Source organism: Mycoplasma crocodyli MP145 (genome assembly GCF_000025845.1).
In the GTDB taxonomy this organism is placed as follows: domain Bacteria; phylum Bacillota_I; class Bacilli_A; order Mycoplasmatales; family Metamycoplasmataceae; genus Mycoplasmopsis; species Mycoplasmopsis crocodyli.
Map to the genome: position 1 here is coordinate 889,078 of NC_014014.1, position 13,420 is coordinate 902,497.

Here is a 13,420-nt window from a genome sequence, read left to right on the forward strand (position 1 = left end):
ATAGTTTTAACTACTAAAAAAAGGAGCTATAAATGAGTAGAAATAATAATAAATATTATAAAGAATCTGTCTCGCCATTGGAATATGAACGTAATGGTTTCAACGGAAAAATGAGAGCAGTAAATTGAAATATCATCAATGATGATAAAGATTTAGAAGTTTGAAACAGAGTAACACAAAACTTCTGATTACCAGAAAAAATTCCTGTATCAAACGATATCCCTTCATGAAGAACGCTTAGTGATGAATGACAAACATTAATTACAAGAACTTTCACAGGATTAACAATGCTTGATACAATCCAAGCTACAGTTTGTGATATAGCACAAATTCCTAATGCACTTACTGATCACGAACAAGTTATTTATGCAAACTTTGCTTTTATGGTTGCAGTACATGCAAGATCATATGGAACGATTTTCTCGACACTTTGTTCAAGTGATCAAATTGAAGAGGCACATGAATGAGTAATTGCTAATGAAGAATTACAAGAAAGAGCAAGAATCTTAATTCCTTATTATCATTGTGAAGACCCTCTTAAATCAAAAGTAGCAGCCGCATTAATGCCTGGTTTCTTATTATATGGAGGATTTTACTTGCCATTTTATCTATCAGCAAGATCGAAATTACCAAATACTTCAGATATTATTAGATTAATATTAAGAGATAAGGTTATCCACAACTACTACAGTGGATATAAATACCAAAAGAAAGTTGCTAAATTATCTGACAAGAGAAAAGCAGAACTTAAAGAATTTGTTTTTGAATTACTATATAGATTAATAGATGCTGAAAAGAAATTCTTAACAAAATTATATGAAGGATTTGATCTAGCTGAAGATGCTATTAGATTTAGTGTTTATAATGCTGGTAAATTCTTACAAAACCTTGGTTATGATTCACCTTTTACAGATGAAGAAACAAGAATCGAACCAGAAATATTTGCTCAACTTTCAGCAAGAGCAGATGAAAACCATGATTTCTTCTCAGGAAACGGATCATCTTATGTAATGGGTGTTACCGAAGAAACAGAAGATGAAGATTGAGAATTTTAGGAGGAAGAATGCACGAAGATGTAATTAAAGTAACAGATAAAGATATTAAAAGACCGAAAGGTGATGTACTTGTTGTTTATTATTCATCAATTTCAAATAACACACACCGTTTTATACTTAAATTAAATAAACCTTCAGTAAGAATTCCATATGAATTATCTGAAGAAATTGATGTTAATAAGGACTTTGTTCTTATTACTCCAACCTACAGTGGTGGTGGAGAATTTAAAGAAGGAGCAGTTCCAAAACAAGTTATTAAATTCTTAAATAAAGAATCTAATAGAAAACATTGTCGTGGAGTTATAGCAAGTGGAAACACGAACTTTGGCGATACATTTGCTTTAGCTGGTCCAATCTTATCTAAGAAATTAAATGTTCCATTGTTATATCAATTTGAATTGCTAGGAACTGCAGATGATGTTAAAAACGTTGCTAAAATGTTAGACGAATTCTGAGGAAAATAGGGGATACATGACTAAGAAAACAAAACTTGCAGACATAAATAACTATGATGAATATATTGCTCTAAACGCAAAAAGTAAATTATTGGCTTGTGGAAAAAGTGATTTTTTTCAAGATCACGAAGCTGCCAGATTATACATGAAGCACCATGCTCTACCTAATACAAAAGTCTTTAATTCTATAAAAGAAAGATTTGATTATTTAGTTAAACATGGCTATTATGAAGATGAATTGGTAAAAAAATATAATATTAAAGATATTGAAAAACTAAGACAATATGCTATTGATTATCATTTTAAATTTACTTCATTTATGGGGGCTTTAAAATTCTATAATGCTTATTGTTTAAAAAGCTTTGATGATACTGAATATTTAGAACAATATGAAGATAGAGCTTTAATGAATGCGCTTTTCATTGGAGATGGAAATGTTGAAGTTGCACAAGCTACACTTGAAGAAATAATGAGTGGAAGATATCAACCGGCTACACCAACTTTTTTAAACGCTGGTAAAAAACAACGTGGAGAATATATTTCATGTTATTTATTAAGAGTTGAAGATAACATGGAATCAATTGCAAGAGGAATTTCAACCTCTTTACAATTATCAAAACGTGGTGGCGGAGTTGCTCTTTGTTTAACGAACCTTCGTGAATTAGGTGCTCCAATTAAAAATATACAAAACCAAGCAACAGGAATAGTGCCTGTTATGAAAATTCTTGAAGATTCATTTTCATATGCAAATCAACTTGGACAACGTCAAGGTGCTGGAGTAGTTTATTTAAGTGCTCATCACCCCGATGTAATGACTTTCCTTGATACAAAAAGAGAAAATGCTGATGAAAAAATCCGTATTAAATCACTTTCATTAGGATTAGTTTTACCAGATATTACATTCGAATTAGCTAAAAATAATGAAGACATGGCTCTATTTTCTCCTTATGATGTTCAAAGAGAATATGGAAAAGCATTTAGTGATATTTCAATAACTAAAGAATATTACAATATGTTAAATAATAAAAACATTAAAAAAACATTTATAAGTGCTAGAAAATTATTTCAAACCATTGCTGAATTACACTTTGAATCTGGTTATCCTTATTTACTTTTTGATGATACAGTTAATGACAGAAGTGCTCACCCTGGTAGAATTATTATGTCAAACCTTTGTTCTGAAATTGCGCAACCAAGTTCTGAAACAACATATAATCCTGACCTTTCATTTGTAAAATTAGGTGAAGACATCGCATGTAACTTAGGTTCAATGAATATTGATAAATTAATGCAAGCAGGAAACAAATTCTCTGATTCAATATATCGTGCAATTTATGCTCTTAATCACATAGCTACAAACTCTGATTTAAGTGCTGCACCAAGCATTCAAAACGGAAACAAAAGAAATAGAGCTATTGGGTTGGGAGCGATGAACTTACATGGTTTCTTATCGACAAATAGCATTTACTATAATACTAAAGAAGCTGTTGAATTTACAGATTTATTCTTCTACACATTTGCATATCACTCATTTAAAGCTTCAAATAAATTAGCTAAAGAAGGATTTGGAAAATTTGCTAATTTCGAAAATACAAAATTTGCAACTGGTGAATATTTTGATAAATATACAAAAGCAAAAGATGATGAATATAAACCAAAAAGTCAAATTGTTGCTGAATTATTCAAAAAGTTTGATGTTCATATTCCAACCAAACAAGAGTGAAAAGAACTTTCAAAAGAAATTCAAAAAACTGGACTTGCAAACTCTCACTTAATGGCTATTGCGCCTACCGGTTCAATAAGTTACTTGTCAGGATGTACACCAAGTTTACAACCTGTTGTAGCGGATGTTGAAGTTAGAAAAGAAGGAAAACTAGGACGTGTTTATGTTCCTGCATACAAAATAAGTGAAGAAAACAAAAAGTACTACCAAATGGGTGCTTATGAAGTTGGACCATTACCAATTATTGATGTTGTCGCTGCCGCTCAAAAACACATTGATCAAGCAATTTCTCTAACCCTTTTTGTTAAAGATACAGTAACAACGCGTGATTTAAATAAAGCTTATATTTATGCTTTTAAACAAAAATGTGCTTCTATTTATTATGTTCGAATAAGACAAGATGTTCTTGAAGGTAGCGAAAATCTTGAATGTACTTCTTGTGTAATATAATTCATATTTAACTATTACAAAGTCAAATACAAAAAAACGCCTAGTGCGTTTTTTGAATTCTTTTGTATGTTTCTACAACAAATTTTTCAAATTTTTGTTTTTTTATAACTTCATAATTTGATAAGTTAAGGTTTAAATAAACATTACCTTGATAATCGCCATCAACTCTTGAAATTAATAATTCATCAGCATATTCAAAATACTTTTCATAAATAGATTTACCACCTGCAATGAATAAAACTTCATTATTAGTTTTAAATTTAGCAAACAAGTTTTTAAGTTCTGTTTCGTTGTGAATTGTAATGCAATTATCGAGTGTTTGTTCTGATAATACATAAATTGTTCTCTTGTCTAATTTTCCAGGTAAACCTAAAAAAGTAGTTCTACCAAACAATAAAGAATGGCTGATTGTTGTATTTCTGAAGTGTTCGAATTCTTCTTTAATTCTTCACGGCATTTTATCAACATTACCAATTAAATTGTTTTTATCAGTTGCAACTATCAGCTTTATCATTAAACAGAAACCTCTGCTTTAATTCTAGAGTGTGACTTGTAATCTTTAAGTTCTATGTCTTCGAATTCGAAATCAAAAATTTCCTTAACTTTTTTATTCAAAATAATTGTTGGGAGTTTAAAAGGTCTTCTTGTTAATTGCTCAGTTACTTGATCAACGTGATTTGAATAAATATGAGCATCTCCGATTGTATGGATAAATTCGCCCACTCTTAAGTTTGTTACTTGTGCAACCATGTGCAATAATAATGCATAAGAAGCAATATTAAATGGAACCCCAAGAAATAAGTCACCACTTCTTTGATAAAGTTGTAGCGATAATTCATCATTAGATGAAACATAAAATTGAAATAAAGCATGACATGGTGGAAGAGCCATTTTATCTACTTCTTCAGGATTTCAAGCACTTACTAAAATTCTTCTAGAAAAAGGTTTTGTTCTAAGTTCGTTTATTACATACTTAATTTGGTCAACACCATTAAAATCTCTTCATTGTCTACCATAAACAGGTCCTAGATTTCCATGTTTGATTGCAAATTCATTATCATTCTTAATTTTATTAATGAATTCCTCTATGGTTTCCCCTTGAAAATCCGTTGATCTTTTGTAAATTTCATAAGGTCATTCATTTCAAATATTAACATTTCTATCTACCAAGTATTTTATATTGGTTTCGCCTTTCAAGAATCATAGAAGTTCAACAACTATAGATTTCCAAGCCATTTTCTTAGTTGTTAAAAGAGGGAATCCTTTCCTTAAATCATATCTTGTTTGAGTACCAAAAACACCAATAGTACCGGTACCTGTTCTATCTCTTCTTACCATTCCGGTATTTAATACAGTTTTTAGAAGTTTTAGATATTGCGTCATTTTTGCTCCTTTATATATATGAATAGTGAAAATAATTATAGATTAATAAAATGAATTAAAAAATAAAAAACATTTTTTATTAATCTAGAAATTTAATAATTTATATCTCTTTTTTTGTGTCAAAAATACTTTAATATTTTTTATGTTTATAAAATCATATTAAAGTATTTTTACTAATTATAATTAAATAAAATAAACACTATATAATAAGTAATATCTTTAATTAATAAAGATAAAGAAAGCAGTATATGAGAGAGTTCAATAAAGACAAAAAAGGTTTCGATTCAAAAAGATCAAGTAGACCAAACAACAACATCAGATCATGAAATAAAGATGATAGAAGAAGAGATGACAGGGGTTTTGACAATAAACCAAAATTCGATAGAAGTGAAAAACCAAGAGAGGAAATTGACTTTTTCAAAGAATGATCAAGCATTAAAAGTTTAGAAGAAAACATTAATGAATATTCAACAATTTTAAAAAATTTAAAAGGAATCAGCAATACAGATTGATTTAAAAATAAATTCAATGCATTAACAGAAATACAAGTTGAATACATTAATCATTTAGAAATTTACGTAGCAAGATTAACATCAATATCAGAAAACAAAAAAGAAAGATTTAATAAAAATGTTTCATCAAGCAACCAAAATATTATGGATATTGTTTCTAGATTTAAAGAACTAGATAAAGAACAAAAAGAAAGCTATAAAACTCTTTTTGATGAATATTTAGAATCAACCAAAAAGAATAAATAATAATTAATCTTTTAAGATATATAAAACCACTTTTGCCTGTAAATAAGGTGAACGTGGTTTTTAAATTCAAACTTCATGAAAAAAGTTTAGTTGTTCAATAAAAAAACGTCTTTAATTATTGTTTCAAGATAACCATCATTTGACATATTATAATTCATTAAGGTTATGTATTTGAATGCTTTTTCTAATTGATTTTTTGAATTATTATCTCAGCATAAGCCATCGGTAATCAGTAAAAATTTTATACCTCTTAAATTTAATTCATTATTTCTGTTGATATAACTATCTATAATTTCCTCTGGTTTTGAACCGCCAGCAAAAAAGTAATTAACCTCAATATTAAGTGCTTTTCTATTTTTGATTAAGATAAAATCTGCTTTTCTATTTCGAAAATCATCATTAATTGGAATGCCGAAATTTGCTAATTCTCCAAGTTTCTTTTGTTGAAGTAAAGTTATATCATATTTCTTACAAATCTCAGCAATTAATGGTTGGCAAATATCTTCAAAAGCTCTACCACTTCTATTTTTTCTTCCATTAGAATCAAGACCAACTAATACACCGGATACATAATCTTTTATACTTTTCTCAAGTAAATTTGTAAATAAATTCTCTAAACCCATATCTTTAAAGAGAGCATAATAAAGCTCTTTTTCATCGCTTGACAAAAATGAATTTGACTTATATTCAATAAATGAATATTTATAGTAAAAACTTTTTGCTAAATTTAATATTTTCAACTTTGATTTACCTTTTTCAAGAACTTTTCTTTCATTTCTGCTTAATGCAAACAGTAGTGGAAAAGTAGCAATAACACTTGGAACTTTTGTTAATAATTCTATAAAACGCTCCTTAAAGTTTTTCACTCTAATCAAAGAATTTAATGCATTTAATTCAACATCGTATTTTTCTATTTCAATTAAATTATTTCAGTCTACAAAAAAATTGAAACTTCTATTAGTTTCTAATAATGTATTAACAAATTTATCAATAAGTTTGTTTTTATGATTTTCGCTCATATATTTTCTTCCAATCATCTTTTATTTATTTGGTTGTATTAATAATTATTTCAATTCAATATTACTACAATCTAATATTTAATATGGTTTTTGAATTATTGGTATTCATAATTCGTAATTATAACTTCTTCACCAACTCTATTTTTTGCATCACTATTAATCATCCTTTTTACTGAAACAGTTTTTATATTAAAATCTTTATAAAGAAAATTTATTAATTCTGTATTATGGTTTGTTAACATAACATAACATCCTCTTTTATCAAGTTCTTTAAATAAGTTAGCCAATCTAATATGATCGTTTAATGTAAAACCTTCTTTTGAATATTCATGAAAACTTGTCTCGGTTAGAGGTACATAAGGGCTATCCAAAAAAATAAAATCTCCTTTTTTAGCATTATTTACACTTTTTTCAAAATCTACACTTAGTATTTCAACGTTTTTTAAATACTTGCTAATTGCTAAAATATTTTCTTTCGAGAAGGAACTTCCTCTCTGTTTGTTGTTGAACGGAACATTAAAAAGACCTTTTGAATTTACTCTATAAAGGCCATTGAAACATTTTTTATTTAGAAAAATAAATAACGCTGATTGCTCAACATCAAACTCTTGATTAATAATTTTTTTATTAAATTTATTTCTTAAATTATTGTATTTTTCTTTATCAATATTAGAGGAATCGAATTTGCTTAATAAATTTATAAGTTCATCTGGATTGTTTTTTATGATTTTGTAAGTGTTTATTAATACATTATTTATATCGTTAATGAATGCTTTTTTTGGTTTAAGAAAAAGTAATAAAGCACCGCCACCTACAAACGGTTCATAATAATCATTATAGAATTTAGGTAGTGAATTACTAATTACATTTAATAATTGTCTTTTACCACCTACTCATTTTACAAAGGGTGTTAAACGTTCCATTTTATCTCCTTATAGTTTGTAATTTTAATTATAATTAATGTTAATAAATATTATTAAAATATTTAAAAATCTATTATTTTCTTATTTTTTAACTCTCGTTTGTTAATAAATATCAAATAATTTAATTAACTAAAATTAAATACAATATAAAACGTTGACTTGTTTAAAAAACCATATTTACCTATAAATAAGGTGAATATGGTTTTATTAATTTTATTTATATGCAAAGTATGTATTTGATTTTCAATACAATTCTTCTTTTGTGTCTTTATTTACTAATTTATATACTACTTGATAATATCCATAATCGTCGTCATCTAATGTTGTTTTATTATAAGTAATATTTAAATCAGAACCAGATTTTATAACTTTATTGTTATGTACAAGTTTTCAAGAAAAGTCAAATTTAGAAGAATTAAAATTTTCTGTTGTAATTTTAAAATCAATTTTTTTGCTATCTTGACCAGGTGCAATATTAGATAATACAGAAAAATCGGTTGATGAAAGTGGCATTAAATCATTGTTACTTGTTTCATCTAAAAATTTTATAGTCAATGTAGAACTTTTAACTTGACTTGTTTTATTAAACGAATCTGAAACAACAACAAAAACTTTCATATTATCTTTAAGTTTTACTGCTTGAATAACGAAATTTGCATCTGCTATTTTAAAAGTTTCTGTTGGTATACCGTCAACATATCATGTATAAGTAAGGTTTTGAGAGTTAGTGATATTGTCTCCAAAAAACGATGATGCTCCTATGTGGAATACTTGATTATATTTTCTTTGTTCCTTTGTTAAGTATTTTACTGGATTCAAATCGCTGTGAATAAATGGTTTTGTAGATAATTCTTTTTTAAATGGTTTGTTAAATAGAAGTTCGAATTTTGCAATCGTTTCTTTTAGTTCATCTACTTTTGTAATCCAATCAAAAGTTGTGTTATTTATATTCTCTGAATAAATTTTTTTGAAACTTTGTATTTTAGTAGATAACTCCTCTTTTTCAGTCTTTGTTATAGTGAATTTATCACTTCCTTCTTGTAAGAATGAATTTAATAATCTCAATTTAGAAAGTGTATCTATAAAAGTTCTTGCGTTTTGAACTATAGCTTTTACATTTATAGATTGTGCTAAAACAGTTTTATTTAAATCTATTTTTTTAATGTTTTTATCTTGTGCAGTTCCATCATTTTTATTTCCGCTAAATAATATTCCATCGCTAGATAAATACATAGGGTGGTGTGAAGATTGGAACGGACTTGATTGATCATAAAATTCTACAAACGTTTTTGTTGTTAGATCATATGCTATAGGATTTGATTTTGATCCATTTTCAATTTTCCCAAAAATTAAAAAGTTCTTTCATTTGAGCATACTTATGTTACTTAATTCGTAGTTTAATTCAGTAACTTTTGAATTAAATTCAGTAACTAATGAAGGTTCTCCATTAATATCGCTCAACTTATAAAGCATACTTGTTTTAGGTTGAGTTTCTGATTTTAAATTATATCCATAAAAATATCACGAACGATCTTCTTCATTGTAAAACATAGTGCTGCTTGTTGAAAACATTCTTGAAAAATAACTTGTATTTTTTGTTTCTGCTTTTATATAGTTAGCTGCACCAGAATGATTTCAAAGTACTGGTTTTCAATTTCTTAGAGCTCCATGGCCATATATAGTTTCCCCGGTTTCGACATTAGTTGTTTTAAATTCATCATCCGTATTTAAGAATGAACCTACATAACTATAATTATTAATAGAACTATTTAAAGACAACTTTAACTTGTTGCTAAGCGGTTTTAAGAAGGTAGGATCGGCATTATATCATTTACCATCTAAAAGAACCTTTGTTCATGCATGAAAATCACTAACAACAGGTACTGAAGGAATATTTGCAGCAGATAAAAGTAACTGATATCTCTCTGATCAATCTCCACAAATTCCTATATCATTTTGCATTCTATTATCATAAATTCCTCTATACTTTTCAGAATATTCCGTAGTGTCAGAAACATATCTCATTAGTTCATAGGCTTTTTCGGTATCACTCATACTAGGGCTTAATCTATCTAAGCCTTTTGTTATGAAATCATAAATTGAATGTCTTGTGTAATTTTTTAATATGTTTATATTAGATTTTAACCTAAGAACATATTTTTTATTAATCTCATCATAAAATAAATTTGGACATATTTTATTATCAGAAGATGAGTTGTATAAATAGGTATAATCAATGTAATGATTTGTATAAAAATCAATAATTGTTTTGGCTATATCTTCATCAGAAATTTTAAATTCTATATTAACATCAACTTCATTTCCTCTTTTGATTAATTCAATAATTAATCCAAGAAATTCCTCTTTGTTGTTAATTATATAACTAGTATGGTGAGGTTTTTTAGGTTCAAAACTATATATAAAATTCTTTTCATTCATAACATTTTCAAGTAAATGTTTTTCAGTTTCGTTTAGTTCATCAGGACTTGTTGGAGGTTTTTGATCGTCAATTTTTGGTTTTTCGAAACCATCTATTTCTTTTGTTATAATACTGAAAATTTTGTTATTTATATTTAATACGACCTTTGCTTGAATAGCTATTGTTGTTTGAAAATAACTTAGAATTTTTGGTTCTGTAATTGAATAAATTTCATTGTTATAATTACCGAATTGAAGATTAGATATGTCAGCATTTTCAGCACGAACTAAGGACTTATTTAAATAATCAACAGTCACTTTTAAAGCTTCTTCATTGGTCTGATCTTGAAGTTGTTCTAGAGGTTCGGAAGTTGAACTAGTGGGAATGTTTGTTTGCTTAAAGCCATCGATTTTTATACTGAATTTTTTGTTAATTAAATTATCCGCTTTACTTCATAACTTACCTGAAATTGATACACTTCTATTTTTAGCATCAATTAAAATAACCTTTAATTCTGTTATTTTAAAATTATTATGATCTAAGTTTTTTATTAAAATGTTATCCAACTCAATATCTTTTACAAGAGTTTCGTTTTTGTTTTTATAGTCAAATTCTAACTTCTCATATTGAACATTAATACTATCTAAAACATTACTGTTTTTGTCATTAGTACAAGAACTAATAAATATCAGAGGTGAAAACATGCTTAATATTGAAGATGTTTTTATATATTTTTTAAAAGTTGTTTTTTTCATATTTTGATTTTAACAAATTTTTTGAATTTAAAAAAGTTTCTCAATGAGAAACTTTTAAAATTTTATGCTTTGAATTTTTTTGAATATTTAGTTCTTCATCAAGCACTTTTCTTTAAATAGTGAATTCCGATAGTTTGACCTATAGTTCACAATCCAGTAATTATTCAATACACTTGAACACCAGCTGTAAACATTAAAGTAATAACTAAGAAAACTATCATAACTATTCTTTGTGTTTTTTCTGATTTTTTTAGTGCTTCATTTTCAGCTATAGATATACGTTCTTTTAAACGTCTTCTATTTAATAATCTAGGAAGTATTTGAGATACTAATTGAACTCCAACAGCAATCACTATAATTCCAAGATATTGCCATTGACCAGCAAATAAACTTGAATATGAGGTAGATGAGAAGTTAAGACCTAATCAAATAGTTGACTTAATTTCTGGCATACATTGAATAACACGTCACATCGCAAAGAATATTGGCATAGAAACAATTACACTAAGAAACTGATCAAGTGGATTAATATTATTTTTTTTGTATAGCTTTTGAAGTTCTTGTTGTTTTCTAGCCTTCATCATTTTGTTGTTACCAAAATCTTTATATTTTGCCTCTATTTGAGCTTTTTTACCACGTAGGTCTTCTTGTATAGATTGCCCAACAATACTTTTGAATGTGATTAAAAGTGAAAAAGCTTTAATTATTACAACTACTATAATAATAACAAAGATAGTACTTCAACCAGATAAGTCTGGTAATGATTGTCTAAGAGCTTGTGAAACATATGAAATCGGATAAACAATTAATCCATAGAAAGGTCCAAGACCTCATGATTCAGATCATGTTGTAATTGGTTTTTGTGCAGCATTAGAATATGGCATTGCAGCACCAGGCACATGTGAGTGTCTAATATCTATATCATATTTATTAGATGCATCATAACCTAAGGTTAGTGTTTTAGCAAAACCAAGTTCATTTAATTGTGCTGATAATAATTTGTGGTAAGTTAAAATTCCTTCTTTTTGGACATATGTTAACCTTACTTCCTGATTGTTTTTAAATTTATCAATTATATTTTCTTTAATAAAAGTACTTGGATCTTTATTATCAAACAAGTCTTTTCATTTTTGATCGGTGAAGGTTAAGTTATAAAATATTTGAAGAATATCCCTTGAGAAAAGAGCTTTTGATTTGTAATAAATTACATAATCTTTTTTCCCTTTTTCTTTAGCTTCAAGTTCATTTTTTAAATTAGCTATGTCATACGCTTTAAAATCATTATCTATTTTACTAATTCCTGAAACTCATGTTATTTTATTAGTATCATTTTTATCTGATTTTAAAGGTGATGCAGCATCTTTTTGTGTTTCAACATCTACTGCATTTGCAAATGTATAGATGTTTGTGAAAGTTGTAATAGGTTGATATTCCTTTGTGTTACTTACATCAAATAAAAATCTTCCCTTGTCTTTATATATTTCAGAACCAGTTAATTCTTTTCCATCTTTTTTGATTCTGATAGCAGAGTTAAATGAGTTGTAAGCTCCATATTCACCCTTGTTGTTTTTTGTTTGTTCTCTTAACAAGTTCAAAATGTCCTTGTTTTTAATAAGAATATTTTCTTCACTTATTGCGGTTATTGTAGGTAGTTTAATTACTTCGGCATCTTTCGAATTGTCTTTTTTGATTAGTTCTTTTTCTTCTACTAAAAAAGATTTTACTTTCGGTGCAATATCTTCTTTATTACGATAAAGTTCTAATCCTGCTCCTGTTTCTCCAGATGTTTTTATTGCTATTGACTGAACACAACCAGTAATAGTAAGACCAAAAACAAGTACATATAAACTTATTTTTAATCAATACCATACTTTTTTAAGTAGAGATTTTTTCTTTTCTACCGGGTCCTTGTCATTAGTGAAATAATCAAATTTATTTGATCTTTTTTGATTCATTTTTAAATTTCTCTAACATTTTTTGTATTGATTGTTTTTTGATTGCATATTCCGCTTTCAAAAAATCTTTTCTGATTATAAAAACAAAGTGGAACTTAAATTCATAAATGTTTAACTCATGAAGTATAGCTCTTAATTGTCTTTTATAATAATTTCGTCATACTGCATTAGCAAACTTTTTAGGAATGGTTATTCCAACTTTTAGCGATTCTGAACGTTCAAAATACGAAACTAAATAATTGTTTGAAAACTGCTTATTTTTTTGAATAAGATCGTTAAACTCTCAGTTTTTTTGTAGACGATATTGTTTTTTCATTATTTATCTGATACAGTTAATTGTTTTCTACCCTTAGCTCTTCTAGCAGCTAATACTTTTCTACCGTTTGCAGTAAGCATTCTTGCTCTGAAACCATGTACTTTAGCATGTTTACGCTTGTTAGGTTGGAATGTTCTTTTACTCATTTTTGCCTCCTTGAATTGAATAAGTGCTTTTTAATTATACAAAAAAAATAATTTTTGATTAAT

The 13,420-nt window shown here is 27.2% G+C and carries 12 protein-coding genes; 4 read left to right on the forward strand and 8 right to left on the reverse strand.

The window, feature by feature from the left end; genetic code table 4:
- The first annotated feature begins 32 nt into the window (after nucleotides 1-32).
- From nrdF to nrdE, 3 genes are read left to right on the forward strand one after another with little or no spacing between them, the layout of a single operon-like run.
- Entirely contained in the window at nucleotides 33-1,055 is a 1,023-nt protein-coding gene (gene nrdF / locus MCRO_RS03800) for a class 1b ribonucleoside-diphosphate reductase subunit beta (RefSeq protein WP_013054480.1), read from the forward strand.
- 8 nt (nucleotides 1,056-1,063) lie between these two features.
- Nucleotides 1,064-1,519, forward strand: coding sequence for a class Ib ribonucleoside-diphosphate reductase assembly flavoprotein NrdI (nrdI, locus tag MCRO_RS03805; protein ID WP_013054725.1), 456 nt, complete (start codon nucleotides 1,064-1,066; stop codon nucleotides 1,517-1,519).
- 7 nt (nucleotides 1,520-1,526) lie between these two features.
- On the forward strand, nucleotides 1,527-3,683 hold the full coding sequence (gene nrdE / locus MCRO_RS03810; protein WP_013054617.1) for a class 1b ribonucleoside-diphosphate reductase subunit alpha: 2,157 nt from the start codon (nucleotides 1,527-1,529) through the stop codon (nucleotides 3,681-3,683).
- Nucleotides 3,684-3,723: 40 nt separating this feature from the next.
- Here nrdE and MCRO_RS03815 read toward each other — a convergent pair whose 3' ends face one another.
- Entirely contained in the window at nucleotides 3,724-4,197 is a 474-nt protein-coding gene (locus tag MCRO_RS03815; RefSeq protein WP_013054223.1) for a dihydrofolate reductase, read from the reverse strand.
- A complete protein-coding gene (locus tag MCRO_RS03820) occupies nucleotides 4,197-5,066 on the reverse strand; it encodes a thymidylate synthase (RefSeq protein WP_013054133.1) in 870 nt (289 codons plus the stop codon). The genes MCRO_RS03815 and MCRO_RS03820 overlap by 1 nt, the downstream gene beginning before the upstream one ends.
- 248 nt (nucleotides 5,067-5,314) lie before the next feature.
- On the opposite strand from MCRO_RS03820, the gene MCRO_RS03825 reads away from it, so the two are divergent.
- On the forward strand, nucleotides 5,315-5,824 hold the full coding sequence (locus MCRO_RS03825) for a hypothetical protein (RefSeq protein WP_041594089.1): 510 nt from the start codon (nucleotides 5,315-5,317) through the stop codon (nucleotides 5,822-5,824).
- 86 nt (nucleotides 5,825-5,910) lie between these two features.
- Here the strand turns inward: MCRO_RS03825 and MCRO_RS03830 are convergent, their stop codons facing one another.
- The 6 genes from MCRO_RS03830 to rpmH form a co-directional block, all read right to left on the reverse strand.
- Complete coding sequence (locus MCRO_RS03830; RefSeq protein ID WP_013054507.1) at nucleotides 5,911-6,843, reverse strand: type II restriction endonuclease; 933 nt, start codon at nucleotides 6,841-6,843, stop codon at nucleotides 5,911-5,913.
- A gap of 95 nt (nucleotides 6,844-6,938) precedes the next feature.
- Nucleotides 6,939-7,766: a DNA adenine methylase gene (locus MCRO_RS03835; protein ID WP_013054605.1), complete on the reverse strand. Its 828-nt coding sequence runs from the start codon at nucleotides 7,764-7,766 to the stop codon at nucleotides 6,939-6,941.
- Between the two features lie 213 nt (nucleotides 7,767-7,979).
- Nucleotides 7,980-10,940 (reverse strand): transglutaminase-like domain-containing protein, encoded by a 2,961-nt coding sequence (locus MCRO_RS03840; protein ID WP_013054348.1) that lies wholly within the window; start codon nucleotides 10,938-10,940, stop codon nucleotides 7,980-7,982.
- A 62-nt stretch (nucleotides 10,941-11,002) separates the two neighbouring features.
- On the reverse strand, nucleotides 11,003-12,895 hold the full coding sequence (gene yidC / locus MCRO_RS03845; protein ID WP_013054409.1) for a membrane protein insertase YidC: 1,893 nt from the start codon (nucleotides 12,893-12,895) through the stop codon (nucleotides 11,003-11,005).
- Nucleotides 12,873-13,211: a ribonuclease P protein component gene (rnpA, locus tag MCRO_RS03850; protein ID WP_013054172.1), complete on the reverse strand. Its 339-nt coding sequence runs from the start codon at nucleotides 13,209-13,211 to the stop codon at nucleotides 12,873-12,875. Before rnpA ends, yidC begins: the two co-directional genes overlap by 23 nt.
- The gene (gene rpmH, locus MCRO_RS03855) at nucleotides 13,211-13,357 is read right to left on the reverse strand and encodes a 50S ribosomal protein L34 (protein WP_013054135.1); all 147 of its coding nucleotides are present in this window, start codon (nucleotides 13,355-13,357) and stop codon (nucleotides 13,211-13,213) included. The genes rnpA and rpmH overlap by 1 nt, the downstream gene beginning before the upstream one ends.
- Between the last annotated feature and the right edge of the window lie 63 nt (nucleotides 13,358-13,420).